Below are 25,227 nucleotides of genomic sequence, written 5' to 3' on the forward strand. Positions count from 1 at the left end.
TCAGGTCTTGCCCGAAAGGGCAGTCTGCTGCAGACTTGTAAAGATCATGTAAAGGCGCGGGCATGTTGTCCCGCGCCGTTTGCGCTTTATAAGGGAGAGCAGGCCATGCCTGAGCCGCTGTACAGTACGTCCACTGCGTCGCCCCATGCGGCGCGCCTGAATGCGGCCATTGACGCCCACATGGCCGGCCGCCTGGAGGAAGCCCGGGCCGTCTATGAGGCCGTGCTGGAGGAAGATCCCATCGAACCGGTGGCGCTGCACTTCTACGGCATCTGGCTGCACCAGGCCGGGCGCCATGCGGAGGCGGTGGAGAAGCTGGAACTGGCCAGCGCCCTCGAACCCGACAATGCCGCCTGGCACAACGATCTGGGCAATGTGTTCTTTGCTGTCGGCGAGTTCGAGGCAGCCGCCGAGACCTACGGTGCGGCGCTGGAGATCACGCCCGACGATCACACGGTCTGGAACAACCTGGGTGCAGCCTGTCTGCAGCAGGGCCGCAACGACGAGGCCATTGCCGCCTTCCGGCGCGCCGTGGAGATCGCACCGGAATTCGCGCCGCCGCTGCTGCACCTGGGCAAGCTCTACGAGGCCGCAGGCGACAAGATGCAGGCCGCGCATTACCAGTGCCGCGCCTATGTGCTGCCGCCCATGGAGGGCAAGTCCTGGGAAATGGTCGGGATTTCCTTCTACTTCCTCGGCCGGCTGGAAGAAGCCGCAGAAGCCTATCGTGCCTGGCTGGCCAGTGAGCCCGACAACCCGATTGCGGCCCACATGCTGGCCGCCTGCTCGCAGCGGGATGTGCCCACGCGCGCCTCGGATGGCTACATCGAATCGCACTTCGACCGTTACGCCGAGACCTTCGAAAGCAATCTGCTGGACAGCCTCGACTACCGCGGCCCTGCGCTGATCGCGCAGGGCGTGGCGCTGGCGGCGCAAGCCGCGCGCCAGTTCGCCACCATCGACATCGGCTGCGGGACCGGGCTGTGCGGTGTTCACCTGCGACCCTATTCACATCACCTGACCGGTGTCGACCTGGCCGGCAAGATGCTGGAAAAGGCAGCGGCCACCGGCCACTACGACAAGCTGGAAAAGGCCGAGATCACCGACTATCTCCTGCGCCATCCGCAGAGCTGCGACCTGGTCACGTCGGCCGACACGATGATCTATTTCGGGGAGCTGGAGAGCGTGTTCAAGGCAGTGGCCGCGGCCTTGCGGCCGGGTGGCTACTTCATCTTCACGGTGGAGGTGCTTACACCCCAGGATGTGGAAGTGCAAGGCCACTGCCTGCATGCCAGCGGACGCTACCGCCATGGCCCGGATTACGTGCGCACCCTGCTGCAGGCGCAGGGCATGGAGCCGCTGCACCAGACTGATGAAGTATTGCGCGAGGAAGTGCGCCAGCCAGTGGCCGGCATGCTGTTCGTGGCACGCCGGCAGTGAAGCGGCGCGCCACGAGGCAAGGCGTGGGTCAGGCCGCAGCCTTGAGCGCCGCTTCCACCTGGTCACGGTGGGGGATGGGTTCCACCGCACCGTAGCCGGTGGTGGAGAGGGCGGCCGCGACGTTGGCATAGCGTGCCGCCGCGAAGGGATCGCGCCCGGCCATCAGCTCGGCCATGAAGGCGCCGCCAAAACAGTCCCCCGCGCCCGTCGCATCCAGTGCCTGCACCGGATAGGGCGCGACCATGCGGCGCTCCTCGCGGGTCGCGACATAGCAGCCTTCATGGCCCAGCTTGAAGGCCACCAGCTTCACACCGTAATCCAGCAAGTGATCGACGATGGCGTCCCGGTCATTGAGTCCGGTCAGCATCGACACATCTTCCCAGCTCGGCAAACAGACATCGCACAGGCGGAAGGCCTCGGCCATCTTCGCCTGGGCGCGTTCCAGCGGCCATAAACGCAGCCGCAGGTTGGTATCGAGCGAGGTGGTCACGCCGGCCGCGCGCGCATGCGCCATCGCAGCCAGGCCGGCGTCGCAGGCGCTCTCGCTGATGGCCAGGCTGATGCCTGAGAGGTGCAGGGCACCTGCTGCGGCGATGGCTTGCACAGGCAAGTCGCCCGCGCCATAACGGCTGGCGGCCGAACCCGCGCGGCGATAGTGGAAGTGATGGCCGTCATCGTCGTGCGTGACGAAGTACAGGCCGGTGCTGCCATTGGCGTGCACCGCCACGTGCTGCACGTCGACCTGCTCGCGCCGCCACAGCGCCAGCAGGTCCTGGCCGAAGTGGTCGTCCCCCACGGCGCTGACATAGCCCGACGCGGCACCCTGGCGGGCCGCCGCGATGGCGAAGTTGGAGGTGTCGCCGCCAAAGCCCTGCAGGTACTGGCGCGGGGTGTCGATGCGCTGGTTGAATTCGACCATGGCTTCGCCGTAGGCGAGGATGGGTTTGTTCATGTGCTGTTCTTTCGCTGTTCTTTCCCGGGCATCGATCAGAAGAAGGTCTGCACGATGTCGGTCACATCGAAACGCTGGTCCACCACCACCAGGTGCCGCCACTTGTCGAAGGTCAGGCAGGGGTGGGAGATGTCGAAGGCGATCATGTCGCCGACCCGGATATCGTCGCCCTCGGCAATTTTCAGGTAGGCGTGCTGGTCCATCATGCCGGTCACTTCCCAGTGCGCCGGGGTGGCTTGCGGCTGGGTATCCTGGCCCGGGCGGAAGCGCGTGACCGGGGCCGGCAGGCCGGCATCGAAAGCGGCATCGCGCTTGCCCAGGGCGATGATGGCCTTGTCGGCCTCGGGGATGGATTGCACGTAGGCCCACAGCTGCAGTGCCGGCTGCAACTGGCTGCGCATGCTGTGCGCCACCGGATTGCGCACCTGGATCTGCGATTGCGCGGCGCGATAGATGCCCACGTCATGGGTGAGGTAGCAGCCCGGACGCAGCACCACGTCCAGCGCGGCACCGATGTCGGCCTGGGCGAATTCCTCGGCGACCACGTCATACCAGGCCGAACCGGCCCCGGTCAGGATCGCCTGACCCTGCGCCAGGCGGCGCGCCAGTTGCCCTTGCGCGGAAAGATCCTTCAGGCAGGCTACCGCGCGCTGCAGGAAACGGCGGATGTCGGCCTCTTCCTTGAGCACACCTTCATATACCTCCACGCCGGCCAGAGCCAGGCTGTCCCAGCGGCTGATGGCGGCCAGCACCGCCTGTTGTTGCGCCTCGTCACGCACGCCGGTACGGCCGCCTGCGGGGCCCAGTTCCAGCAGGACGTTCAGGGTCTGCTTGTGCTCGGCAAAGAAGCGGCCCAACTGATCGGCCAGCGCAGCCGAATCGACCAGGCAGAAAAATTCAAACGAGGGATCGGCCAGCAGCTCGGCAATGATGACCATGTTGCGCTTGCCCACCAGCTGGTTGGCCATGATGACGCGGCGCACGCCGTGGTGATAGGCGGCCAGGGTCTGGTGGGCAGTGGCCAGGGTGATGCCCCAGGCGCCGGTGTCGAGCTGGCGTGCAAAGAGCTTGGGGGCCATGGTGGTCTTGCCGTGCGGGGCCAGCTTGACCTGGTACTGGCCGACGAAGTCCTGCATCCACTTCAGGTTGTGGGCGATCTTTTCTTCATACAACACCGCAGCTGGCAGGCTGATGTCTTCATTGAGCAGGTTCCAGCGCACCTTGCCCGCCTGCTGCGGGGTGAGGGGTTGCGCCAGCGCACCCAGGCCCTTGTTGAGCGGGTCGATCATGCCGGCCTGAAACTGGCCTTGGTAGTTTGTATCACTCATCGCTTTAATTCCTGTGAAATTAGGATTGACGTAATAATAGCCTTGAATTTACTATGTTTACGCCGTGTTAGTAAATAACATAAATTGTTTCCGCGGCACCCTTCCGGGGTTGCTGGTTTGATCGCCCGCCCATTCCCGCAGACTGAATTTTCCTTCCCATGGCGCAGACATTGGACATCATTTCCCGCATCACCGAGCGCAGCAGTACCTTGCGCCTGGCCGAACAGAAAGTGGCTGAAGCGATCCTGGGCGATCTCGCCGCCGCTGCCAGCGCCAGCATCGGCGAGCTGGCCGAGAAGGCGGGCGTGTCGGTGGCCAGCGTGACGCGCTTTGCCAAGGCCATGGGCTGCCGCGACGTGCGCGAATTCAAGTTCCTGCTGGCACAAGCGGTGGCGGTGGGGCAGCGCTTCTTCGATGGTGCCAAGACGGTGCCCTCCGAGCAGCCGCCGGAACTGGCCGATGTGGTCTACCGCGACATCCACGCGGTGCTGGAACTGAACCGCGCCATGCTCAACCCCGACATGCTGATGCAAGCCGCGCACCTGCTGCTGGGTGCGCGCATGATCTACTGCTTCGGCATGGGCGGCGGCTCCACCATGATGTCCGACGAGGCGCGCTATCGCCTGGTGCGCCTGGGCCGTCCGGTGGCGACCTATCACGATGCGGTGCTGCAGAAGATGGTGGCGGCCACCCTCGACAAGGACGACGTGCTGCTGGTCTTCTCGACCACCGGCAGCGTGCCCGAGCTGCTGGCCAGCTGCGAGGTGGCCCGTGAATACGGCGTCAAGCTGATCGCCATCACCGCCCTCGGCTCGCCCCTGGCCAAGATGGCCGACGTGCTGCTGCCCATCAAGACGCTGGAAACCGACCTGATTTTCAAACCGTCCTCGTCGCGCTACGCCATGATGGCGACGCTGGACATGCTGGTGCTGGAGCTGGCCTTGCTGCACAAGGAAAGCAGCCAGGAACGCCTGCGCCGCCTCAAGTACGTGCTCGATGCCCATCGCGGCGGCGGCGACTTGCACCAGCCACTGGGAGACTGACATGACATCCGCCCCGCAATCGCAGCACGGCCTGCAGCACTGCGACACCCTGATCCGCCATGCCCTGGTCATCGATGGCAGCGGCGCCGAACCGGTAGCGGCCGATGTAGCCGTGCGCAACGGCCGCATCGTCGCCGTGGGCCAGCTCTCCGGCTGGCAGGCCGACCAGGAAATCGATGGCACCGCACGCGTGCTCTCGCCCGGCTTCATCGATGCGCACACGCATGACGATACCAACGTCATTCGCACGCCGGAGATGTTTCCCAAGCTCTCGCAGGGCGTGACCACGGTGGTGGTCGGCAACTGCGGCATCAGTGCTGCACCGGTCACCCTCAAGGGCGATCCGCCGGACCCGATGAACCTCCTGGGCAAGTCCGAGGCCTTCCACTATCCGAGCTTTGCCAGCTATGTCGAGGCCGTCAATGCCGCGCAGCCGGCCATCAACGTGGCTGCACTGGTTGGTCACACGGCCCTGCGCAACAACCACATGGACCGTCTCGACCGGGCTGCCAGCGATGCGGAAATCGACGGCATGCGCGCGCAATTGCGCGAGGCGCTGGAGCATGGTGCGCTGGGCCTTTCCACGGGTCTGGCCTACGGCAATGCCATCAACGCCCCCACGGAAGAAGTGCTGGCCCTGGCCGAGCCGCTGGCCGAATTCGGCGGGCTTTACGCCACGCACCTGCGCAGTGAATTCGCCGACATCCTCAATGCGATGGACGAAGCCTTCCGCATCGGCAAGCATGCGCGGGTGCCGGTGGTGATCTCGCACCTGAAGTGCGCGGGCGTGGAGAACTGGGGCCGCAGCAGCGAAGTGCTGCAGGCACTGGAGGCCGCCTCGCGCCACCAGCACGTGGGTTGCGACTGCTATCCCTATACCGCCAGCTCTTCCACGCTGGACCTGAAGCAGGTCACCTCGGATTACGACATCCAGGTCACCTGGTCCGAGCCGCATCCGGAGCAGGGCGGCAAGATGCTCAAACAGATCGCCGCCGACTGGGGCGTGGACCTGCACGCCGCGGCCGCGCGCCTGATGCCGGCCGGGGCCGTGTATCACTGCATGTCGGATGACGACGTCAATCGCATCCTCTCGCATCCGGCCACCGTGGTCGGTTCCGATGGCCTGCCCAATGACCCCTTGCCGCATCCACGCCTGTGGGGGGCTTTCCCGCGGGTGCTGGGCTATTACAGCCGCGAGCAGAAACTGTTTTCGCTGGCCACTGCCGTGCACAAGATGACGGGCCTGTCGGCCCAGCGCTTCGGCCTGGAACAGCGTGGTTTCGTGCGCGAGGGTTATCACGCCGACCTGGTGCTGTTCGATCCCGAGACCATCCGCGATGCCGCCAGCTTTACCGATCCCATGCAGCCGGCGCATGGCATCGATGCGGTGTGGGTCAACGGGCAACTGGCCTATCGCGGCCAGGACAAGCAATCCACCAGCGCGCGCGCCGGATGCTTCCTGGCGCGCACGGTGCAGAAAACGTCAGCCTGAGTGGCAGAAAACGTCAGAGATTGATTATCAACTTCAAGTTTCAAATCGCTTTTCAGATTCATTTTTCGGTTTCGTATCCGAGTTCAATAAAGGAGCAGCAATGAGCATTCAACGATTTGGTGTGGAAGGTGGCAGCGGCACGGGTGGCCAGCATCTGCCGTTCGCGCGCGCAGTGGCGGCCGATGGCTGGCTGTACGTCTCGGGCCAGGTGGCCATGGAGAACGGCGAAGTGATCGACGGCGGCATCGTGGCGCAGTCGCACAAGGCCATCCAGAACGTGCTGGCCATCCTGAAGGAAGCCGGCTACGGCCCGGAGCACGTGGTGCGCTGTGGCGTGTGGCTCGATGATGCGCGCGACTTCCCCTCCTTCAACAAGGTCTTCAAGGAATACTTCGGCGCCAATCCACCGGCGCGTGCCTGCGTGGTCTCCAGCATGGTGGTGGACTGCAAGGTCGAGGTGGATTGCGTGGCGTTCAAGCGCTGATGCCGCCGGGGCCGGGCGGTGACCGGCCGCCTCGCCTCGATCAAGAAGAATAAAAAAGAACAAAAAGAACAAAACGAACAAGAAGAACAAGAAGAACAAACGCCATAAAAGATCCAAACGATTTAAACGATTTAAAAAATTTGCAGGTTTTGCAGTTCATGTTTGCCGGCAGGGGTGCGGTATCGCCGGCGGTGTCTTTTACCTTCTGAAGAGGAGCAACAGATGGAGGCTGTACAAGGAAGTGCGCTACTGGTCTATGCACTGGTAGCGGTGATCGCATTGATCGTGCTGATCGCCAAATTCAAGATGAACCCGTTCATCGTGCTGATCGTGGTGTCGCTGCTGCTGGGCCTGGCCGTGGGCATGCCCATGGGCAATATCGTCAAGGCCTTCGAGACTGGCGTGGGCAATGCGCTGGGCCACATCGCGCTGGTGGTGGGCCTGGGCACCATGCTGGGCAAGATGATGGCCGAGTCGGGCGGTGCCGAGCGCATCGCCAACACCATGATCAAGGCCTTCGGTGAAAAGAACGTGCACTGGGCCATGATGACGGTGGCCTTCATCGTCGGTTTGCCGGTGTTCTTCGAAGTCGGTTTCGTGCTGCTGGTGCCGATCGCCTTCAACGTCGCCAAGCGCACCGGGACCAACATGGTGCTGGTGGGCATTCCCATGGTGGCCGGCCTGTCGGTGGTGCACGGCCTGATCCCGCCGCACCCGGCGGCGCTGCTGGCGGTGACCGCCTACAGCGCCGATATCGGCCGCACCATCCTGTATGCGTTGATCGTCGGTATTCCTACAGCCATCATCGCCGGTCCGATTTTCGGCAAGCTGATCTCCAAGGTGGTGATCCCCAATCCGGACAATCCGCTGATCTCGCAATTCGTGGATGAAAGCAAGAAGGACCGTGAGCTGCCGGGCTTCGGCATCACGCTCTTCACCATCCTGTTGCCGGTGGCGCTGATGTTGATCGGCAGCTGGGCGGACCTGTTCTTCGCCCCCAAGACCTTCGCCAATGATTTCCTGCGCCTGATCGGCAATTCGGTGATCGCGCTGTTGATCGCCACCCTGGTGAGCTTCTGGACCTTCGGCCGCGCCCGTGGCTTCGGCGCCGACCAGATCCTGAAATTCACCAACGAGTGTCTGGCCCCCATCGCCGGTATCACGCTGGTGGTGGGTGCGGGCGCGGGCTTTGGCCGCATCCTGATGGACGGCGGCGTCTCCAAGGCCATCGTCGGCATCGCCACCGATGCGCATCTGTCGCCGCTGATCCTGGGCTGGTTCGTCGCGGCGCTCATCCGCGTGGCGACCGGCTCGGCGACGGTGGCCATGACGACCGCCTGCGGTATCGTGGCGCCCATCGTCTCCACCGTCGGCGGCGTGCGCCCGGAACTGATGGTGCTGGCCACCGGTGCCGGTTCGCTGATCCTGTCGCACGTCAATGACGGCGGTTTCTGGCTGGTCAAGGAATACTTCAACATGACCGTGCCGCAAACCTTCAAGACCTGGACCGTGATGGAAACCCTGGTCTCGGTGCTGGCGCTGCTGTTCACGCTGGCGCTGGCGACGGTGGTGTAAGTACGCTGCAGTTCTTGCGCTGAAAAAGAAAGGCTGCCCGGAGTGATCCGAGCAGCCTTTCTTCTTTGTTCATCGTGCAGGTGCAGGGCAGGGGATGCGCGTGCTCAGTTGCGGAAACGCGAATCATCGAAGCGCGGATCAGGACCGTTCTCGATCTTCTCCACGATGCCCTGGTCGTTGAAATACACGGTCATCTGCGAATTCCAGACGCCGCTTTCCTTGAAACCGTAGTTCCAGGCCTCGAAGGGGATGCGGGCATAGCGCGTCACTTCGGTGGGACGGCCCACGCGGCGCAGCACGTCGAGCTTGGTGTCCTGCTTGGCGCGGATGGCGTGGAAATTCTGCAGCGTCCAGACTTGCTCGTAGGAAATCAGGCGCTGGTCGGGGCCGATGCGGGCCATGTACTGGTATTGGCCGAAGGCACCGGCAGCGTATTCAAAGACGCGGCCGTTGCCATCCGGATACACATTGGTGGGCGCGCCCAGGCGAGCCACGACCTGCTCTTCGGGCTCGCCCGGCTGCACCGGCGGTTGCAGCATCGAGGCACAGCCGGACAGGGCAGCAGCGGCCAGCAGGGCGGCCGCCAGCGTGGGGCGGGCACGTTGCATGAGGGAAACGGGGGAAAGCATGTCGACTCCTGAGTAAGTTGTCATTCCGTCCGGCTGTGGCAGGGACGCAGCGTCATCGGCGGCAAGTGTGCGGCTGTGCTTGCCAATGTTGGTCGGAATGGTTTTTTGCTATATAATTTCGCGTCCGGTCGGTTTGACCGGATTCTCATTTTTTGTTCACGGTATGCAGGGCAGGCCAGTTTCCGACGCTCCGCACACCGCTTGTGAAAGGTAAAAGCAATGTCCATCGAAAAAGCAGCCAAGGCTGCCATTATCTCCGAAAACGCCCGCGGCACGAACGACACCGGTTCTCCGGAAGTGCAAGTCGCTCTGCTGACCGCACGCATCAACGACCTGAACGGCCACTTCAAGGCCCACGTCAAGGATCACCACTCCCGTCGTGGCCTGATCAAGATGGTCAACCGTCGCAAGAGCCTGCTGTCCTACCTGAAGAACAAGGACGCTGACCGTTACCGCGCCCTGATCGAGAAACTCGGTCTGCGCAAGTAATTTGACTCCGCGTCTGGGTCCCGGGGTTTGCGCCCCGGACCACCACGAAATGCCTGCGTCACTCGTTGACGCGGGCATTTTGTTTTTTGCGATTCCGCAAGCTCGGGCATAAGCCGGGGCGAACCATCGCAAAACGCCCTCCCTCGGGGCAGGAATGCATCATCGTTTCATCGCGGCAGGCTGTTTTGTGTGATCAATGCCGCGTTCGTCGTGAGTGACCGGTTTCGCCGGCCACTGTGGTGAGGTGAACGACAGCGCCTGAAAATCTGTCGGCAAAAGGAAGCCGTGCACCGCGGACACAGTCGGGGCAGGCTCCATAAAAGAAAGGAAATACCGTGTTCAATAAAGTAACCAAGACCTTCCAGTACGGTCAGCATCAAGTGACCCTGGAAACCGGCGAAATCGCTCGCCAGGCTTCTGGCGCCGTGGTGGTGTCGGTGGAAGACACCGTCATCCTGGCCACCGTGGTGGCCCGCAAGGAAGCCAAGCCCGGCCAGGACTTCTTCCCCCTGACGGTCGACTACATCGAGAAGACCTACGCAGCCGGCCGCATCCCCGGCGGTTTCTTCAAGCGTGAAGGCAAGCCTTCCGAAAAGGAAACCCTGACCTCGCGCCTGATCGATCGTCCGATCCGCCCGCTGTTCCCGGAAGGCTACCTCAACGAAGTGCAGGTGATCATCCACGTGCTGTCGGTGAACCCTGAAATCGATCCGGACATCCCCGCCATGATCGGTGCCTCGGCAGCCCTGTCGCTGGCCGGCATCCCCTTCAATGGCCCGGTGGGCGCCGCCCGCGTGGGTTACATCGACGGCCAGTACGTCCTCAACCCGACCACCTCGCAGCTGAAGTCCTCGCAGCTGGACCTGGTGGTGGCCGGTACTGAAACCGCCGTGCTGATGGTGGAGTCCGAAGCCGACCAGCTGTCCGAAGAAGTCATGCTGGGCGCCGTCGTGTTCGGTCACGACCAGTCCAAGGCCGTCATCGAAGCCATCCACGCCCTGGTGCGTGAGGGCGGCAAGCCGGAAGTCCAGTGGACCGCCCCGGCCAAGAACGAAGCCCTGATCGCGCGCGTCTCGCAACTGGCCGAAGGCCCGCTGCGCGAAGCCTATCTGACCAAGGACAAGCAAGCCCGTACCGAAAAGCTCAAGGCCGTCACCGCCCAGGTCAACGAAGCCCTGGTCGCTGAAGCCGCTGCCAACAACGGCGTGGCTGCGGATGCTGCCGAAGTCGGTTCCATCCTCTTCGACCTGGAAGCCAAGATCGTGCGTTCGCAGATCCTGGAAGGCGAACCCCGCATCGACGGCCGCGACACCCGCACCGTGCGTCCGATCTCGATCCGTACCGGCGTGCTGCCGCGTACCCACGGTTCGGCCCTGTTCACCCGTGGCGAAACGCAAGCCCTGGTCATCGCGACCCTGGGTACCGCACGCGACGAACAGAAGATCGATGGTCTGCTGGGTGAATACTCCGACCGCTTCATGCTCCACTACAACATGCCTCCGTTCGCCACCGGCGAAACAGGTCGCGTGGGCACCCCGAAGCGCCGCGAAATCGGCCACGGTCGCCTGGCCAAGCGCGCGCTGATCGCCGCGCTGCCGGCTGCTGACGAGTTCAGCTACTCGGTGCGCCTGGTCTCGGAAATCACCGAGTCCAACGGTTCCTCCTCGATGGCATCGGTGTGCGGCGGCTGCCTGGCACTGATGGACGCCGGCGTGCCGATGAAGGCCCACGTGGCCGGCATCGCCATGGGCCTGATCAAGGAAGGCAACAAGTTTGCCGTGCTGACCGACATCCTGGGCGATGAAGATCACCTGGGCGACATGGACTTCAAGGTGGCCGGTACTGCCAACGGCATTACCGCCCTGCAGATGGACATCAAGATCCAGGGCATCACCAAGGAAATCATGCAGGTCGCGCTGGAGCAGGCCAAGGAAGGCCGCCACCACATCCTGGGCAAGATGCAGGAAGCCGTGCCGGCCGGCCGTGCCGAGCTGTCCGACTTCGCACCGCGCCTGATCACCATCAAGATCAACCCGGAAAAGATCCGTGACGTGATCGGCAAGGGCGGCGCCGTCATTCGCGCGCTGACCGAAGAAACCGGCACCCAGATCGACATCAGCGACGAAGGCGTGGTCACCATCGCCTCCGTGGATGCGTCGGCTGGCCAGGAAGCCAAGCGCCGCATCGAAGAGCTGACCGCTTCCGTGGAAGTGGGCAAGATCTACGAAGGCACCGTCCTGAAGCTGCTGGACTTCGGCGCCATCGTCCAGGTCCTGCCGGGCAAGGATGGCCTGCTGCACATCAGCCAGATCGCCAACGAGCGCGTCAACGCCGTGGCCGACTACCTGAAGGAAGGCCAGCAAGTGCGCGTCAAGGTTCTGGAAACCGATGACCGCGGCCGCCTGAAGCTGTCGATGAAGGCTGCCCAGGCTGAAGAAGGCGACGCTGCCGCTCCGCAAGAAGCGCAGTAATCCCTTCTGCCTGAACAGGCAACAAGGAAATCCCCCGTGCCGCAAGGCCGGGGGATTTTTTTATGCGCGCAAGAGGATGCGGACAATCTGCCCAAGTGATTTAGAACCAAAAGTGTGCGATTCTGTCCGTCTGCTTTGAGGGACATCAAGGTTCCGGTGTGCTGCGCTCATCAGGGGGGGGCGTGGTACTGCCAACAGGCAGATCCGCAGATCCGAATAGAGAGTAGGGGACAGCCGTGCGGCCAGGTCAGATTCATTTGACCGGCCTGCGCGGACAGAACAACACGTTACTTTTGAAAGGAAGGCAATGCCCCACGTCATCATCATCGGTTGCGGCTTCGGCGGTCTGGCCGCTGCGCGTGAACTGGCCCACGCCGATGTGCGCATCACCATGATCGATCGCAGCAACCACCACCTGTTCCAGCCCTTGCTGTACCAGGTGGCCACGGCCGGGCTGTCGGCCCCGGCCATCAGCGCGCCGATTCGCGCCATCCTGGCGCAGCAGCGCAACCTCACCACGCTGATGGCGGCGGTGACCGGGATCGATACCGCCGGCAAATCCGTCACGCTGGAAGACGGCAGCGTGCTGTCCTATGACTACCTCATCGTCGCCGCAGGCTCCACGCACAGCTACTTCGGCCACGATGAATGGAGCACGCTGGCCCCGGGCCTGAAGACGCTGGAAGATGCCTTCGAGATCCGCAAGCGCATCCTGATGGCCTTTGAACATGCCGAGCGCGAGACAGATGCGCGCCGCCGCCAGGAATGGCTGACCTTCACCGTCATCGGCGGCGGGGCCACGGGCGTCGAGATGGCCGGTACGCTGGTGGAAATCGCACGCCATACTCTCTCGGGCGAATTCCGCAATATCGATCCGCATTCCGCCCGCGTGGTGCTGGTGGAGGGCTCGGAGCGCGTGCTGGGGGCCTATCCGGAAGACCTCTCCGAGAAAGCCCGTGAACAATTGCAGAAGCTCGGTGTGGACGTGCGCACCGGTTGCCGCGTGGTGCACATCGATGAGACCTGCGTGCGCTATGCCAATTTCGATGGCGAGCAAAGCCTGGCCACGCGTACCGTGATCTGGTCGGCGGGTGTAGCGGCCTCGCCGCTGGGCAAGAAGCTCGGTGTACCGGTGGACCGTGCTGGTCGTGTACCGGTCACGCCGCAGCTCTGTATTGGTGGCCACGACGAAGTGTTTGTGATCGGTGACCTGGCTGCCGCACAGTCGGATGGCAAACCGGTGCCGGGCGTGTCACCGGCGGCCAAGCAGATGGGCCGCGTGGCTGCGCGCAACATCAAGCATCACATTGCGGGGCAGCCGGCCGAGAGCTTCGTCTACAAAGATTACGGATCGCTGGCCACCATCGGTCGCCGCGCTGCCATTGCCATGGTCGGCAAGCTCAAGTTCTCGGGTTATCCGGCCTGGCTGTTCTGGCTGTTCGTGCACGTGTATTTCCTGATCGGTTTCCGCAACCGCATCATGGTGATGGCCGATTGGGCCTGGGCGTATTTCACCTTCAAGCGTAGTGCACGGGTGATCTCGGCGACCATGCCGACGCACACCGGGCAGACAGCCTTGCGCAAGGAAGTGGCTGAGTAGAATCGGTCTGCATTCCAGCAAAAAGCCCTCGTTTTCCGTCATCGGGAACGAGGGCTTTTTTTGCAGGAGTGGGGCGTGTGGATCAGTCTTCCAGCGCCAGCATGGCGAAGCTGGCCAGCCAGTGGCCACCGCTGTAGTGGCTGCCGACCACCTGGTCGATGGAGGCCGCGATGTGGCGCTGGATCGACGCTTCGATGGCGCTGCGTGCCGCGTGATTGGTCGGCAGGTGACGCAGCACGTTCTTCATGCACCAGGCACGCGAGAGGTTCAGGCCATCCAGATGCGCGATCTTGGGATCGGTCGGGTCGGAGACATGGGCGGGCTGCATGATCTGTTCGACTTCCGCCACGCGCGGCAGATAGCGATCGAACCAGGCCGCGAAGTCCTGCGCCGGGAGGACCTTGCTCATCAGCAGGGCTTCGGTCAGCGCACCGGAGATGTATTCGTCGCCGCCGGGTTCGTAGTGGGCGGGGTAGTCGGTGTCCTTGCCGTAGTAGCCCTGCGCGCTGGCCAGGATCACCTGCTCCAGTTCGCCATCCTGGATGTGGCGTGCCTGGTCCAGCGAGAGCGCCAGGGCGAAGGCGGTGTTGTAGTGCGTGCCGACGCGGATCGGATAGCTCAGCTTGGACAGGTATTCCAGCAGGCGGCGGCGAATCTCCAGCGTCAGCGGCTGCATCGCGGCGCGCCAGGCGGCCGCGCGCGGCAGGGTGGATTGCGCCAGCTCCTGGTCCAGTGCCAGGATCCAGCCGAAGCCATAGGGACGTTCGAACGAGGCGCGGCCACCGGTACGGAAATAATCGGTCTCGCGTTCCATCAGTTCGGGCGTGAAGTGCTCGTCGAAGATGGTCTCGATGTCGCCGCGTGCGGGCAGTTCGGGATAGCGCTGCACGCAGCGCAGCAGCAGCCAGAAGCCGTGGACAGCCGAATGCCAGTCGTAGCAGCCGTAGAAGACCGGATGCAGGGCGCGCGGCGAGAGCACATCCTCGGGGCCGTTGAGCACGTGCATGATGTGGTTGGGATATTCCTGGCGCAGGTAGGCCAGCGGCATGCGGGCAAACTGTTCGGCCCGGTCGAGAGTGAGTTGCATGGGGACTCCTTGAAGCAAGTGGGGCGACCGGGCCGCAACAGCGCATGCGGCCCGGTCAGGCCTTCCGATCAGATCAGCGGAAGGCGAGGAAGTACATCAGGAACACGTTCACGGTCAGTAGCGTCAGTGCAGTCGGGATCTGCACCTTGATGACCTGGTACTTGTTCTTCAGTTCCAGCAGTGCAGCCGGCACGATGTTGTAGTTCGCGGCCATGGGCGTCATGAGCGTACCGCAATAGCCGGAATACATGCCGATGGCCACCAGCGGTGCGGGATCGGCGTGATGCCCCAGGATCAGGAAGGGCAGCGCGATGCCCGCGCTCATCACCGGGAAGGCGGCGAAGGCATTGCCCATCACCATCGTGAACAGCGCCATGCCCACGCAGTAGATCACCACGACCAGGAAGCGATTGTCCGGATTGACGAACAGGCTCACCACCTGCTGCACCGAGGTGCCGGTTTTGGCGGCCACGAAAACGCCACCGAGCATGGCCAGCATCAGCGGCAGGATCGCCGCCCAGCCGATGGAGTCCACCAGTCGGCGCGACTGGCGTACCGCTTGCAGCGGCGTGCCACGGGTGAGCACGCAACCGGCGATGAGCGCACACACGCAAGCCACGCACAGGGCGGCCAGGGTCAGCTGTTTCTGGTCCAGCAGCATCAGGCCACCGACCGAGACGCCCTTGAGCAGGACGGTACAGGCCACCGTGATGACCGGAATCAGCACCGCCGGGAAGAACAGCCAGTTGCCCAGCCGTTTGGCCGACGCCACGCGTTCTTCATGTGTGGAGGTCGCATAGCTGCCCATGGAGAGCAGGCCGGTGCCGGCGATGAGCGAGATGATGATCACGGTGCCACCGATGATGCGGTGAGCCATGGACTTGCCCAGGTTTTCCACCAGCAGGTCGCCGAACAGGAATACGGCGCCGAAGAGGAACCAGAACAGGGCCGTGGTGAAGCGCTTGGGGTTGCCCTTGTCGCGCAGGGTCATCACGGTCAGCATCATGACGATGATGCCGATGAGGTAGTAGATGCGGTTGATCGAGATGAGCGTATTCATGCGGACACCTTGGCAGCGGATTGGGTAGCTTTCCACGCATCGACGTCGCGGCGGATGGAAGCGTCGAGACGGGTCAGGCGGAACATGTGGATCACCAGTGCCGACAGCGCAGTGGGGATGGCCCACAGGCCGATGTGCAGCGGCTCGATGTTGGTGATGCCGTTTTCCTTCAGGAAGGCATCCATCAGCAGCACCGCGCCGAAGGCGATGAAGATGTCCTCGCCGAAGAACACGGCGATGTTGTCGCAGGCGGCGGCATGGGCCTTGATCTTGTCACGGATGTGTTGCGGCAGGTCTTCGCCATAGGCGTTCACTGCTGCGCCTTCGGCCATCGGTGCCAGCAGCGGACGCACCGTCTGCGCCTGGCCGCCGAGATAGATCAGGCCCAGTGCGGCCGTACCTTCACGCAGGATGAAGTAGAGCATCAGGATGCGCGCCGAGGTGGCGCTGGCGATACTGGCGATCCACGCCTGGGCGCGTTCCTTCAGGCCGTAATGTTCCAACAGGCCGATGATCGGCAGGATCAGCAGGAAGGTCGCCAGCGAACGGCTGTTGACGAACTTCTCGCCGAAGGTTTCCAGCAGCATGCCGAAGTCCATGCCGACCGACAGGCCGGTGGTGAGACCCGCAACCGTGACTACCAGCAGCGGGTTGAAACGCAAGGCAAAACCGGCGACGACGATCGGTATCCCGATCAGCGGCAACAGTGTCGTACTCTCCATGAAAAACTCCCTATGTGAATGAGGAAAAATCCTGCCGCCATGGTGCAAGGTCCGTGCCAGCGATGTCCCGCAAAGCCGCGCCCGTACTGGCTTTGCGAGAATCTGCAAAGGGTAGGGGCGTGACTTTTCCTGCGGCCTCGCGAGCCTCGGGCTGGCGGCTTTTCTTGTTGTTTTCGGAAACGAACTACAGCTTGCAGCACCCCATGTTCAACGGCGGGTGCCTACTTTCCTGCGTCTTGCGACGACGCCGGAAAAATCCTTCATACCGCCGCGCGCACGGCAATCTGCTCGGCGTGCAGGCGTGCCCGAATCTGGCGCGCGAAATCCAGGGCGTGCGCGCCATCTCCGTGCAGGCATACGGTTTGTGCATTGACTTCGACCAGGCTGCCGTCGATGGCCTTGACCTTCTTCTGCTTGACCAGCATCAGGGTCTGGGCGATGGCGTCGGCATCGTTGTCGATCATGGCGCCGGGCTTGCTGCGCGCGACCAGGCTGCCATCGGCTTCATAGGCGCGATCGGCAAAGACTTCTTCGACCGCATTGAGGTCGGCATGGCGGGCGGCGGCAATCAGTTCGCTGCCGGCCAGGCCATACAGGCTCAGTTCCGGATTGAAGGTGCGGATGGCAGCGCAGATGGCATTGGCCAGCACGGCATCCTTGGCGGCCTGGTTGTAGAGCGCGCCGTGCGGCTTGACGTGGGTCATGCGGCCGCCTTCGGCGCGCACGATGGCATCGAGCGCACCGAGTTGATAGAGCATGCCGCTGACGATTTCTTCGGGCGGCAATTGCATGGCGCTGCGGCCGAAGTTTTCACGGTCGGGGAAACTGGGGTGGGCGCCGATGGCCACGTGGTTCTGGATCGCCCAGCGCACGCTGCGGCGCATGGTGCTGGCGTCGCCAGCGTGCCAGCCGCAGGCGATGTTGGCGGAGCTGACCAGGGTCAGCAGTTGTTCGTCGGTGTCGCAGCCTTCGCCGAGGTCGGCATTGAGATCGATATGCATGGCGTTCCCTTATTTCTTGTAGAGCGTGGCGCGCGACCAGTCCAGAGCGGCGACCGTGGCGCGGATGGAGTCGAGATAGCGTTGCTGTTCTTCAGCGGCGGCCAGGGCATCAGCCAGCGCGCAGGGTTCCAGCCGCAGGGTGGCGTTCAGCGGCGCTTGCGCCAGCTTCCACAGGTCGGCACCGATGATCACGCCGATCTTGGGATAGCCGCCGGTGGTCTGGGCATCGCCCATCAGGATGATGGGCTGGCCTGAGGGCGGCACCTGGATCACGCCCGGCACCACGCCATGCGAGAGCATGTCGCGACCTTGCTTGCGCTTGAGTTCCGGACCTTCGAGCCGATAGCCCATGCGGTTGCTGTTGGGCGTGACGCGCCAGGTATCGGACCACAGCGCTTCACGCGAAGTCTTGCTGAACTGATCGAATTCGGGGCCGGGCAGCACACGCAGGGTGACGTGCTGGCTGTGTTCGTCGGCGCGCAGGGCCAGGCCGCTCCAGCGCGGAGAACGCACGCCGAAGGCGGGGCCGTGGACCGCTGCAGAGGCTGCGCTGGCGTCGCCGATGGGGAGCTTGTCGCCACGCTTGAGGGCGCGTCCCTGATGGCCGCCGAAACCGGCCTTCAGGTCCGTGCTGCGTGAGCCCAGCACCACGGGAACATCGATGCCACCGGCCACAGCAAGATAAGTCCGCATGCTGTGGCGCGGGGCCTGCTCGGGGGAATCGGCGGCCGCCAGGCTCAGCTTGAGCACGCTGCCGGCGCGCACCGGAATGCTCCAGCAGGCGGCGACGGGTTTGCCATCGAGGGTGGCGCCGATATCGTCACCGCCGAGGGCGATGCGGGTGTCGCGGGTGAAGCGCAGCTCGGCCACGCCCATGGTGATTTCAAGTCCGGCCGCATCGACCGGATTGCCCACCAGCAGGTTGGCGCTGGCCAGGGCCAGCGTATTGAGTGCGCCGCCGGGATGGATGCCGAGACTGCGATGGCCGGTGCGGCCCATGTCCTGCACCGAGGCCAGCATGCCGGGTTGGATGATGTCGATCATGAGGCCACGCGCTCCACGGTAAAGCGTACACGGTCGCCGGGACGCAGCAGCGTCGGCGGTTGCTGGGAAGGATCGAACAGTTGCAGGGCGGTGCGGCCGATGAGTTGCCAGCCGCCGGGGGAGGCCATCGGATAGATGCCGGTCTGCTCGCCGCCGATGCCCACTGAGCCGGCCGGGATGCTCACCCGCGGCGTGGTGTGGCGCGGCGTGGCCAGGCTGGCGTCGAGCCCACCCATGTAGGCGAAGCCGGGCAGGAATCCCAGGAAATAGACCACGTACTCGGCCTGGCTGTGGCGTTCGATGACTTCGCTGGTCGACAGGCCGGTGTGACGGGCCACGTTGTCCAGGTCAGGACCGGCGCTGCCGCCGTAGACCACCGGGATCTCGACCGTGCGGCCTTCGCTGGCGGTGCTGCCGAGCTTGGGCCAGCTCTTCAGGACGCGCTCGGTGAGCGTATCCAGGTCAGACACGGGGCGCTTGGTGATCAGGGTCAGGTTGTTCATGCCGGGCACGACTTCGCTGACTTCTTCCCATTCACTGGCCAGGGTGGCCAGTGCCCAGATACGTTGCTGCTGGGGCAGGGTGGCAGGGGCCGGCAAACTGCAGAGCAGTGCGCGGTCGCCCAAAGGGTGGAGCTGGGGTGGCTGCATGTGTCTCTCGCCTCGGCTGAGATTCTTGTTGAGAACCCGGCCATGCCGCTGCCGGGGTCAAGGTGCGTCTGGTGATGCCCTGCTTTTTTGCGGATATTACATTTCAAAGAAAATATAAACAATATGTCGATAAATTATTTATTTAATCTTTGCGCTATAGTGTTGCCATTCTGTCGTCCTGAGCCCCACGCTTCCCATGAGCCAAGAGAACAACGAGACGTCCAAGCCCGTCCAGACTGAATTGCCGGAGGCCATCGCGGCACCGCGCCCGACCAAGATCGTGTCATCGCAGCATCTGGTGTCCGAACGCAGTGCCGAGCTCTCCGAGCTGGAATATGCCCTCATCATGGCCAGCAATGCCTTCAACCGCTGGATGGTGCGCTGCATGGCCGCCGCCGGTGCCAAAGACATGACGGCCATCGAGGTCTCGCTGCTGCATCACGTCAATCACCGGGACCGCAAGAAAAAGCTGGCCGATATCTGCTTCGTATTGAACGTCGAGGACACCCACGTGGTCACCTATGCCTTGAAGAAGCTGGTCAAGGCTGGCTACGTCAAGAGCGAGAAGGCCGGCAAGGAACTGCTGTTTTCGACGACTCCAGCCGGGCAGGCGCTGTGCATGAAGTACCGCGAGGTGCGCGAGCGCTGCCTCATCGAGGTACAGGCCGAGAGCGGCATTCCCAACCAGGCCATCGGCGAGGCGGCCCAGCTGCTGCGCAATGCTTCCGGGCTGTATGACACGGCAGCGCGGGCGGCGGCTTCGCTCTGAGCCCATCACACCCCATTGAATTGAAGGATAGGACACATGCGCGCAATCGAAATCAAGCAATTTGGCGGCCCCGAGGTATTGCAGGCCTGTGAACGGCCCGTGCCGGAACTGAAGGCAGGCGAAGTGCTCATCAAGGTGCATGCGGCGGGCGTGAACCGGCCGGACGTGTTCCAGCGCACCGGCAACTATCCGGTGCCGCCGGGCGCATCCGACCTGCCGGGCCTGGAAGTGGCCGGTGAGATCGTGGCCGGCGACCTGGGCGACAGCGGTTTCAAGCTGGGCGACCTGGTCTGCGCGCTGGTGCAGGGCGGCGGCTATGCCGAGTTTTGTGCGGCGCCGCTGGCCCAGTGCCTGCCGGTACCCAAGGGCTTGAGCGCGCTGGAGGCGGCGGCCCTGCCGGAAAATTACTTCACCGTGTGGAGCAACGTCTTCGACCGTGGCCAGTTGTCAGGTGAAGAAACCTTGCTGGTGCAGGGCGGTTCTTCCGGCATCGGCGTGACGGCCATCCAGATCGCCCGTGCGCTGGGGCATCGTGTGTTCGCCACGGCTGGCAGCGCTGACAAGTGTCGCGCATGTGAAGAATTGGGTGCAGAACGCGCCATCAATTACAAAACCGAGGATTTCGAGGCCGTGGTCAAGGAATTGACCGATGGCCGCGGCGTCAACGTGATCCTCGACATGGTCGGCGGCGACTACCTGCCGCGCGAGATCAAGTCTTTGGCCGATGATGGCCGCCTGGTCTTCATCGCCCAGTTGGGCGGCAGCAAGGGTGAGCTGGACATGGGGCAGGTCATGCGCCGCCGCCTGACCATCACCGGCTCGACCTTGCGTCCGCGCCCGATCGCCTTCAAGGCCGCCATCGCAGCGAACTTGCGCCAGCATGTGTGGCCGCTGATCGAGGCTGGCAAGATCAAGCCGGTGATCCATCATCGCTTCCCGCTGGAGCAGGCGGCCCAGGCGCATGCCATGATGGAATCGAGCGCCCACATCGGCAAGATCATGCTGGAACTGTGACCGGATGAGGGCAGGGCGCACGTCCGGGACAGTCCGGCTTTGCGCCAAGCGCCTGTACCGGCTACAATACGAGGTTATCCAAATTGACACCCATCTCGTAGAAATCAGCCTATGCGTCGCAAACTCGTAGCCGGTAACTGGAAAATGAACGGCAGCCTGGCTGCCAATGCAGCCCTGGTGGCTGGTATCAAGGAAGGCCTGCCGGCTGACGCATGTGATGTGGCCGTCTGTGTGCCGGCGCCTTATCTGGCGCAAGTGCAGGGTGCGGTGGCTGGTTCGGCCGTGGCGCTGGGTGCGCAGGACATGTCTGCGCATGCTGCCGGCGCCTACACCGGTGAGGTGTCTGCGGCAATGCTGCAGGAATTTGGTGTGCAATATGTCATTCTGGGTCACTCCGAGCGTCGCGCCTATCATGGCGAGACCGATGCAGCGGTGGCGGCCAAGACGGTAGCGGCATTGAAGGCTGGCCTGGTGCCGGTGGTCTGTGTGGGTGAAACGCTGGAACAGCGCGAAGCCGGCCAGACCAATGAAATCGTGGGCGGCCAGCTCGACGTCGTACTCGCGGCGCTGAGCGTGGAAGAGGGAGCCCGCATCGTGGTGGCCTACGAGCCGGTCTGGGCGATTGGCACCGGCAAGACTGCCACGCCGGAAATGGCCCAGGAAGTGCATGCGATGCTGCGTGCGCGTCTCGGTGCCAAGAGTGCGGAAGCGGCGGCCAAGGTGCGCGTCCTGTACGGCGGCAGCATGAAGCCCGACAACGCCGAGCAATTGCTGGCCATGGCCGACATCGATGGCGGCCTGATCGGCGGCGCGGCATTGAAGGCGGCAGATTTTCTGGCCATCATCAAGGCGGCGGCCTGAAGTGAAGTAAGGGGTTTGTCAGTTGCGGAAGCGATACTTTGACGCAGATGCAGCAGGCGATTGAAACATCAAGAGTGGACTTGTTTAAATGAATACTTTGTTTTTGGTAGTGGTTGTAGTTCAGGTGCTGGCAGCGCTGGCGATCATCGGTCTGGTGTTGCTGCAGCACGGCAAGGGTGCCGACATGGGTGCCGCTTTCGGCTCTGGCGCATCGGGCAGCCTCTTTGGTGCGACCGGTTCGTCGAACTTCCTGTCGAAGTCGACGGCCGTGGCGGCGGGCATCTTTTTCGTGGCGACCCTGGGCCTGACCTTCATCGGCAATCATCACACTGCACAAAGCGGCAGCGTGATGGATAATCTGCAGGCGCCGGCCGCTCCTGCCCAGCAAGCTGCACCTGCTGCGCCGACCGAAGCTGCCAAGCCGGGCGACCAGTCGAATCAGATTCCGAAATAAGCCTTTGCGGATTCTGAAATAATCGAAGAATAAAGTAGGAAGAATCTTTCTTTTTCGCTGATTGTGCATTGAACAAGAGTAACAAATGAAGGTACAATAGCTGCTTCAAGCCGACGTGGTGAAATTGGTAGACACGCTATCTTGAGGGGGTAGTGGCGAAAGCTGTACGAGTTCGAGTCTCGTCGTCGGCACCATAGAAATGAAATGAAAAGCCAGCGAAGGTCCTAGTGCCTGAGCTGGCTTTTTGTCGAGGAAGTTTCTGATTGATATTGAGAATCATTCCCATCGATAAACCAACGCATAGCGGCCAATCGTGAACCTCGAAAATTACTTCCCAGTCCTCCTGTTTATTCTTGTCGGCATCGGTGTCGGTGTCGCTCCCCAGCTCCTCGGTCGTCTTCTTGGTCCGCACAAGCCGGACGCTCAAAAAACTTCTCCTTACGAATGCGGTTTCGAAGCATTCGAAGATGCGCGCATGAAGTTCGATGTGCGCTACTACCTGATCGCCATCCTGTTCATCCTGTTTGATCTGGAAACCGCCTTCTTCTTCCCTTGGGGCGTGTCCATGCGTGAGCTGGGCTGGCAAGGTTTCGTCACGATGATGGTCTTCATCGCTGAATTTGTTGTCGGATTTTGGTACATCTGGAAAAAGGGTGCCCTGGATTGGGAGTAAGCCATGTCTATTGAAGGCGTATTGAATGAGGGGTTTGTTACCACCTCGCTGGATAAGGTAATCAACTGGACCCGTACCGGATCCCTGTGGCCCATGACCTTTGGTCTGGCGTGCTGCGCAGTTGAAATGATGCACGTCGGTGCGTCGCGTTACGACCTGGACCGCTTCGGTGCGGTGTTCCGTCCGTCGCCGCGCCAGTCCGACCTGATGATCGTGGCCGGCACCCTGTGCAACAAGATGGCGCCGGCGCTGCGCAAGGTCTATGACCAGATGCCGGAACCGCGCTGGGTGATCTCCATGGGCTCCTGTGCCAATGGTGGCGGCTATTACCACTATTCGTACTCGGTGGTGCGTGGCTGCGATCGCATCGTGCCGGTCGACGTGTATGTGCCGGGTTGCCCGCCGACGGCGGAAGCGCTGCTGTATGGCGTGATCCAGCTGCAGAACAAGATCAAGCGCACCAACACCATCGCGCGCTAAGAGGGCAGTATGACGACAAAATTGGAAACTCTCGAAGCCGCCCTGCGTAATGCGCTTGGAGGGTATCTTCAGAACCTGACCGTGGCCCTCGGTGAAGTTACCGTGGTGCTCAAGGCCGCTGACTACCTGTCGGCCATGCGCGTGCTGCGCGACCATGCCGACACCCGTTTCGAACAATTGCTGGACCTGTGCGGCGTGGATTATTCGACCTATGGCGATGGTGCCTGGGACGGTCCGCGCTTTGCCGTGGTGTCGCACCTGATGTCGATCTCGCACAACTGGCGTGTGCGCGTGCGCGTGTTCGCGCCGGATGACGACCTGCCCATCGTGGCCTCGGTCGATCCGATCTGGAATTCGGCTGGCTGGTACGAGCGTGAAGCCTTCGACTTCTACGGCATCCTCTTCGATGGCCACCCCGACCTGCGCCGCATCCTGACCGACTATGGCTTCATTGGCCACCCGTTCCGCAAGGACTTCCCGGTGTCCGGCTATGTCGAAATGCGTTACGACGCCGAACAGAAACGCGTCATCTATCAACCCGTAACGATCGAGCCGCGCGAAATCACCCCGCGCATCATTCGTGAAGAAAACTACGGGATCAAATAATGGCAGAGATCAAAAACTATACGCTGAACTTCGGTCCCCAGCACCCGGCCGCGCACGGCGTGCTGCGTCTGGTGCTGGAGCTCGATGGTGAAGTCATCCAGCGCGCCGACCCCCACATCGGCCTGCTGCACCGTGGTACCGAAAAGCTGGCCGAACAAAAGACCTTCCTGCAATCCGTGCCTTACATGGATCGCCTGGACTACGTCTCGATGATGAGCAACGAGCACGGTTACGTGCTGGCCATCGAGCGCCTGCTGGGTCTGGAAGTGCCGCTGCGCGCGCAGTACATCCGCGTGATGTTCGACGAAATCACCCGTCTGCTGAACCACCTGATGTGGATCGGCGCGCACGCGCTGGACGTGGGCGCAATGGGCGTGCTGCTGTATGCCTTCCGTGAGCGTGAAGACCTGTTCGACTGCTACGAAGCCGTCTCCGGCGCCCGCATGCACGCGGCCTACTACCGTCCGGGCGGCGTCTATCGCGACCTGCCGGACAGCATGCCGCAGTACAAGGCTTCCATCGTGCGCAACGAGAAGGCCATCCGCGAACTGAACGAAAACCGTCAGGGCTCGCTGCTGGACTTCATCGAAGACTTCACCAATCGTTTCCCGACCTATGTCGACGAATACGAAACCCTGCTGACCGATAACCGTATCTGGAAGCAGCGTCTGGTCGGCGTCGGCGTGGTCTCGCCGGAACGTGCATTGCAGATGGGCTTCACCGGTCCGATGCTGCGTGGCTCGGGCATCGCCTGGGACCTGCGCAAGAAGCAGCCGTATGAAGTGTATGACCTGCTGGACTTCGACATTCCCATCGGCAAGAACGGTGACTGCTACGACCGTTACCTGGTGCGCGTGGCCGAAATGCGCCAGTCCAACCGCATCATCAAGCAATGTGTGGAGTGGCTGCGCAACAATCCGGGTCCGGTCATCACTGACAACCACAAGATCGCGCCTCCGAAACGTGCGGACATGAAGTCCAACATGGAAGACCTGATCCACCACTTCAAGCTGTTCACCGAAGGCTTCCGCGTGCCTGCCGGCGAAGCGTATGCTGCCGTCGAGCATCCCAAGGGTGAATTCGGTATCTACCTGGTCTCCGACGGTGCCAACAAGCCGTACCGCCTGAAGATCCGTGCCCCGGGCTTTGCCCACCTGCAAGCCCTGAACGAAATGGCCAAGGGCCACATGATTGCCGATGCGGTCACCATCATTGGTACGCAAGACATCGTGTTCGGGGAAATCGACCGATAAGTCGAATAGTAAGAGTCAAGGCGGGCTTCTCAGGAAGCCCGTCAGGTTTG

At 62.7% G+C, this 25,227-nt stretch carries 25 protein-coding genes and 1 tRNA gene; 17 read left to right on the forward strand and 9 right to left on the reverse strand.

Going from position 1 to position 25,227, the window contains the following annotated elements:
• The first annotated feature begins 105 nt into the window (after window positions 1-105).
• Entirely contained in the window at window positions 106-1,440 is a 1,335-nt protein-coding gene (locus ACLRDN_RS08615; RefSeq protein WP_413459796.1) for a tetratricopeptide repeat protein, read from the forward strand.
• A 28-nt stretch (window positions 1,441-1,468) separates the two neighbouring features.
• Here the strand turns inward: ACLRDN_RS08615 and ACLRDN_RS08620 are convergent, their stop codons facing one another.
• Together ACLRDN_RS08620 and ACLRDN_RS08625 are read right to left on the reverse strand one after the other, a co-directional pair.
• Window positions 1,469-2,392 (reverse strand): sugar kinase, encoded by a 924-nt coding sequence (locus ACLRDN_RS08620; RefSeq protein WP_413459797.1) that lies wholly within the window; start codon window positions 2,390-2,392, stop codon window positions 1,469-1,471.
• A gap of 35 nt (window positions 2,393-2,427) precedes the next feature.
• Window positions 2,428-3,720 (reverse strand): amino acid deaminase, encoded by a 1,293-nt coding sequence (locus ACLRDN_RS08625; RefSeq protein WP_413459798.1) that lies wholly within the window; start codon window positions 3,718-3,720, stop codon window positions 2,428-2,430.
• Window positions 3,721-3,878: 158 nt separating this feature from the next.
• On the opposite strand from ACLRDN_RS08625, the gene ACLRDN_RS08630 reads away from it, so the two are divergent.
• The 4 genes from ACLRDN_RS08630 to ACLRDN_RS08645 all read left to right on the forward strand — a co-directional run bounded on the left by ACLRDN_RS08630 (window position 3,879) and on the right by ACLRDN_RS08645 (window position 8,314).
• The gene (locus ACLRDN_RS08630) at window positions 3,879-4,763 is read left to right on the forward strand and encodes a MurR/RpiR family transcriptional regulator (protein ID WP_209581005.1); all 885 of its coding nucleotides are present in this window, start codon (window positions 3,879-3,881) and stop codon (window positions 4,761-4,763) included.
• Window position 4,764: 1 nt separating this feature from the next.
• On the forward strand, window positions 4,765-6,255 hold the full coding sequence (locus ACLRDN_RS08635) for an N-acyl-D-amino-acid deacylase family protein (RefSeq protein WP_413459799.1): 1,491 nt from the start codon (window positions 4,765-4,767) through the stop codon (window positions 6,253-6,255).
• A 100-nt stretch (window positions 6,256-6,355) separates the two neighbouring features.
• Complete coding sequence (locus ACLRDN_RS08640) at window positions 6,356-6,739, forward strand: RidA family protein (RefSeq protein WP_413459800.1); 384 nt, start codon at window positions 6,356-6,358, stop codon at window positions 6,737-6,739.
• A 222-nt stretch (window positions 6,740-6,961) separates the two neighbouring features.
• Window positions 6,962-8,314 (forward strand): GntP family permease, encoded by a 1,353-nt coding sequence (locus ACLRDN_RS08645; RefSeq protein ID WP_413459801.1) that lies wholly within the window; start codon window positions 6,962-6,964, stop codon window positions 8,312-8,314.
• A 104-nt stretch (window positions 8,315-8,418) separates the two neighbouring features.
• Here the strand turns inward: ACLRDN_RS08645 and ACLRDN_RS08650 are convergent, their stop codons facing one another.
• The gene (locus ACLRDN_RS08650; protein WP_413459802.1) at window positions 8,419-8,943 is read right to left on the reverse strand and encodes a hypothetical protein; all 525 of its coding nucleotides are present in this window, start codon (window positions 8,941-8,943) and stop codon (window positions 8,419-8,421) included.
• Window positions 8,944-9,162: 219 nt separating this feature from the next.
• Between ACLRDN_RS08650 and rpsO the strand changes: the two genes are divergently transcribed.
• The 3 genes from rpsO to ACLRDN_RS08665 all read left to right on the forward strand — a co-directional run bounded on the left by rpsO (window position 9,163) and on the right by ACLRDN_RS08665 (window position 13,503).
• Window positions 9,163-9,432 carry a 30S ribosomal protein S15 gene (gene rpsO, locus ACLRDN_RS08655; protein WP_006712917.1) on the forward strand — a complete coding sequence of 90 codons (270 nt, stop codon included), beginning with the start codon at window positions 9,163-9,165 and terminating at the stop codon, window positions 9,430-9,432.
• Window positions 9,433-9,767: 335 nt separating this feature from the next.
• Window positions 9,768-11,903 (forward strand): polyribonucleotide nucleotidyltransferase, encoded by a 2,136-nt coding sequence (gene pnp, locus ACLRDN_RS08660; protein WP_413459803.1) that lies wholly within the window; start codon window positions 9,768-9,770, stop codon window positions 11,901-11,903.
• A gap of 307 nt (window positions 11,904-12,210) precedes the next feature.
• On the forward strand, window positions 12,211-13,503 hold the full coding sequence (locus tag ACLRDN_RS08665; RefSeq protein ID WP_413459804.1) for an NAD(P)/FAD-dependent oxidoreductase: 1,293 nt from the start codon (window positions 12,211-12,213) through the stop codon (window positions 13,501-13,503).
• An 82-nt stretch (window positions 13,504-13,585) separates the two neighbouring features.
• On the opposite strand, the gene ACLRDN_RS08670 is transcribed toward ACLRDN_RS08665, so the two are convergent.
• The 6 genes from ACLRDN_RS08670 to pxpB all read right to left on the reverse strand — a co-directional run bounded on the left by ACLRDN_RS08670 (window position 13,586) and on the right by pxpB (window position 19,067).
• Window positions 13,586-14,590: a DUF2891 domain-containing protein gene (locus ACLRDN_RS08670; protein ID WP_413459805.1), complete on the reverse strand. Its 1,005-nt coding sequence runs from the start codon at window positions 14,588-14,590 to the stop codon at window positions 13,586-13,588.
• Window positions 14,591-14,663: 73 nt separating this feature from the next.
• Complete coding sequence (locus tag ACLRDN_RS08675) at window positions 14,664-15,650, reverse strand: DUF979 domain-containing protein (RefSeq protein WP_343725328.1); 987 nt, start codon at window positions 15,648-15,650, stop codon at window positions 14,664-14,666.
• A complete protein-coding gene (locus tag ACLRDN_RS08680; protein ID WP_121039179.1) occupies window positions 15,647-16,372 on the reverse strand; it encodes a 5-oxoproline transporter, DUF969 family subunit in 726 nt (241 codons plus the stop codon). Before ACLRDN_RS08680 ends, ACLRDN_RS08675 begins: the two co-directional genes overlap by 4 nt.
• Before the next feature lie 260 nt (window positions 16,373-16,632).
• A complete protein-coding gene (gene pxpA / locus ACLRDN_RS08685; protein WP_343725327.1) occupies window positions 16,633-17,373 on the reverse strand; it encodes a 5-oxoprolinase subunit PxpA in 741 nt (246 codons plus the stop codon).
• A 9-nt stretch (window positions 17,374-17,382) separates the two neighbouring features.
• Complete coding sequence (locus tag ACLRDN_RS08690; RefSeq protein WP_134222003.1) at window positions 17,383-18,417, reverse strand: biotin-dependent carboxyltransferase family protein; 1,035 nt, start codon at window positions 18,415-18,417, stop codon at window positions 17,383-17,385.
• A complete protein-coding gene (gene pxpB, locus ACLRDN_RS08695; RefSeq protein WP_413459806.1) occupies window positions 18,414-19,067 on the reverse strand; it encodes a 5-oxoprolinase subunit PxpB in 654 nt (217 codons plus the stop codon). Before pxpB ends, ACLRDN_RS08690 begins: the two co-directional genes overlap by 4 nt.
• Window positions 19,068-19,263: 196 nt before the next feature.
• Between pxpB and ACLRDN_RS08700 the strand changes: the two genes are divergently transcribed.
• The 9 genes from ACLRDN_RS08700 to ACLRDN_RS08740 all read left to right on the forward strand — a co-directional run bounded on the left by ACLRDN_RS08700 (window position 19,264) and on the right by ACLRDN_RS08740 (window position 25,177).
• Window positions 19,264-19,836, forward strand: a complete 573-nt coding sequence (locus ACLRDN_RS08700; protein WP_343725325.1) for a winged helix DNA-binding protein — start codon at window positions 19,264-19,266, stop codon at window positions 19,834-19,836.
• A 36-nt stretch (window positions 19,837-19,872) separates the two neighbouring features.
• The gene (locus tag ACLRDN_RS08705; protein ID WP_343725324.1) at window positions 19,873-20,850 is read left to right on the forward strand and encodes an NAD(P)H-quinone oxidoreductase; all 978 of its coding nucleotides are present in this window, start codon (window positions 19,873-19,875) and stop codon (window positions 20,848-20,850) included.
• A 111-nt stretch (window positions 20,851-20,961) separates the two neighbouring features.
• Entirely contained in the window at window positions 20,962-21,711 is a 750-nt protein-coding gene (tpiA, locus tag ACLRDN_RS08710; protein ID WP_413459807.1) for a triose-phosphate isomerase, read from the forward strand.
• 88 nt (window positions 21,712-21,799) lie between these two features.
• Entirely contained in the window at window positions 21,800-22,165 is a 366-nt protein-coding gene (gene secG / locus ACLRDN_RS08715) for a preprotein translocase subunit SecG (protein WP_413459808.1), read from the forward strand.
• 109 nt (window positions 22,166-22,274) lie between these two features.
• Window positions 22,275-22,359, forward strand: a tRNA-Leu gene (locus ACLRDN_RS08720).
• A gap of 119 nt (window positions 22,360-22,478) precedes the next feature.
• Window positions 22,479-22,838 carry an NADH-quinone oxidoreductase subunit A gene (locus ACLRDN_RS08725; protein ID WP_006712939.1) on the forward strand — a complete coding sequence of 120 codons (360 nt, stop codon included), beginning with the start codon at window positions 22,479-22,481 and terminating at the stop codon, window positions 22,836-22,838.
• A 3-nt stretch (window positions 22,839-22,841) separates the two neighbouring features.
• Complete coding sequence (locus tag ACLRDN_RS08730) at window positions 22,842-23,318, forward strand: NuoB/complex I 20 kDa subunit family protein (protein WP_006712940.1); 477 nt, start codon at window positions 22,842-22,844, stop codon at window positions 23,316-23,318.
• 9 nt (window positions 23,319-23,327) lie between these two features.
• Window positions 23,328-23,924, forward strand: a complete 597-nt coding sequence (locus tag ACLRDN_RS08735; RefSeq protein WP_413459809.1) for an NADH-quinone oxidoreductase subunit C — start codon at window positions 23,328-23,330, stop codon at window positions 23,922-23,924.
• Window positions 23,924-25,177, forward strand: coding sequence for an NADH-quinone oxidoreductase subunit D (locus tag ACLRDN_RS08740; RefSeq protein WP_034330584.1), 1,254 nt, complete (start codon window positions 23,924-23,926; stop codon window positions 25,175-25,177). Before ACLRDN_RS08735 ends, ACLRDN_RS08740 begins: the two co-directional genes overlap by 1 nt.
• The last annotated feature ends 50 nt before the right edge of the window (window positions 25,178-25,227 follow it).

Source organism: Herbaspirillum huttiense (assembly GCF_047300815.1).
GTDB classification, from domain to species: domain Bacteria; phylum Pseudomonadota; class Gammaproteobacteria; order Burkholderiales; family Burkholderiaceae_D; genus Herbaspirillum; species Herbaspirillum huttiense_A.

What these genes read in the sequence shown, in the direction of transcription:
- ACLRDN_RS08705 (WP_343725324.1), top strand. Translation starts at nt 19,873, where the DNA reads ATGCGCGCAATCGAAATCAAGCAATTTGGCGGCCCCGAGGTATTGCAG.
- pxpA (WP_343725327.1), bottom strand. Translation starts at nt 17,373, where the DNA reads ATGCATATCGATCTCAATGCCGACCTCGGCGAAGGCTGCGACACCGAC.
- ACLRDN_RS08630 (WP_209581005.1), top strand. Translation starts at nt 3,879, where the DNA reads ATGGCGCAGACATTGGACATCATTTCCCGCATCACCGAGCGCAGCAGT.
- ACLRDN_RS08680 (WP_121039179.1), bottom strand. Translation starts at nt 16,372, where the DNA reads ATGGAGAGTACGACACTGTTGCCGCTGATCGGGATACCGATCGTCGTC.
- ACLRDN_RS08635 (WP_413459799.1), top strand. Translation starts at nt 4,765, where the DNA reads ATGACATCCGCCCCGCAATCGCAGCACGGCCTGCAGCACTGCGACACC.
- ACLRDN_RS08640 (WP_413459800.1), top strand. Translation starts at nt 6,356, where the DNA reads ATGAGCATTCAACGATTTGGTGTGGAAGGTGGCAGCGGCACGGGTGGC.
- ACLRDN_RS08620 (WP_413459797.1), bottom strand. Translation starts at nt 2,392, where the DNA reads ATGAACAAACCCATCCTCGCCTACGGCGAAGCCATGGTCGAATTCAAC.
- secG (WP_413459808.1), top strand. Translation starts at nt 21,800, where the DNA reads ATGAATACTTTGTTTTTGGTAGTGGTTGTAGTTCAGGTGCTGGCAGCG.
- rpsO (WP_006712917.1), top strand. Translation starts at nt 9,163, where the DNA reads ATGTCCATCGAAAAAGCAGCCAAGGCTGCCATTATCTCCGAAAACGCC.
- ACLRDN_RS08730 (WP_006712940.1), top strand. Translation starts at nt 22,842, where the DNA reads ATGTCTATTGAAGGCGTATTGAATGAGGGGTTTGTTACCACCTCGCTG.
- ACLRDN_RS08675 (WP_343725328.1), bottom strand. Translation starts at nt 15,650, where the DNA reads ATGAATACGCTCATCTCGATCAACCGCATCTACTACCTCATCGGCATC.
- tpiA (WP_413459807.1), top strand. Translation starts at nt 20,962, where the DNA reads ATGCGTCGCAAACTCGTAGCCGGTAACTGGAAAATGAACGGCAGCCTG.
- ACLRDN_RS08645 (WP_413459801.1), top strand. Translation starts at nt 6,962, where the DNA reads ATGGAGGCTGTACAAGGAAGTGCGCTACTGGTCTATGCACTGGTAGCG.
- ACLRDN_RS08700 (WP_343725325.1), top strand. Translation starts at nt 19,264, where the DNA reads ATGAGCCAAGAGAACAACGAGACGTCCAAGCCCGTCCAGACTGAATTG.
- ACLRDN_RS08735 (WP_413459809.1), top strand. Translation starts at nt 23,328, where the DNA reads ATGACGACAAAATTGGAAACTCTCGAAGCCGCCCTGCGTAATGCGCTT.
- ACLRDN_RS08625 (WP_413459798.1), bottom strand. Translation starts at nt 3,720, where the DNA reads ATGAGTGATACAAACTACCAAGGCCAGTTTCAGGCCGGCATGATCGAC.
- ACLRDN_RS08740 (WP_034330584.1), top strand. Translation starts at nt 23,924, where the DNA reads ATGGCAGAGATCAAAAACTATACGCTGAACTTCGGTCCCCAGCACCCG.
- ACLRDN_RS08690 (WP_134222003.1), bottom strand. Translation starts at nt 18,417, where the DNA reads ATGATCGACATCATCCAACCCGGCATGCTGGCCTCGGTGCAGGACATG.
- ACLRDN_RS08615 (WP_413459796.1), top strand. Translation starts at nt 106, where the DNA reads ATGCCTGAGCCGCTGTACAGTACGTCCACTGCGTCGCCCCATGCGGCG.
- pxpB (WP_413459806.1), bottom strand. Translation starts at nt 19,067, where the DNA reads ATGCAGCCACCCCAGCTCCACCCTTTGGGCGACCGCGCACTGCTCTGC.
- ACLRDN_RS08670 (WP_413459805.1), bottom strand. Translation starts at nt 14,590, where the DNA reads ATGCAACTCACTCTCGACCGGGCCGAACAGTTTGCCCGCATGCCGCTG.
- ACLRDN_RS08665 (WP_413459804.1), top strand. Translation starts at nt 12,211, where the DNA reads ATGCCCCACGTCATCATCATCGGTTGCGGCTTCGGCGGTCTGGCCGCT.
- ACLRDN_RS08650 (WP_413459802.1), bottom strand. Translation starts at nt 8,943, where the DNA reads ATGCTTTCCCCCGTTTCCCTCATGCAACGTGCCCGCCCCACGCTGGCG.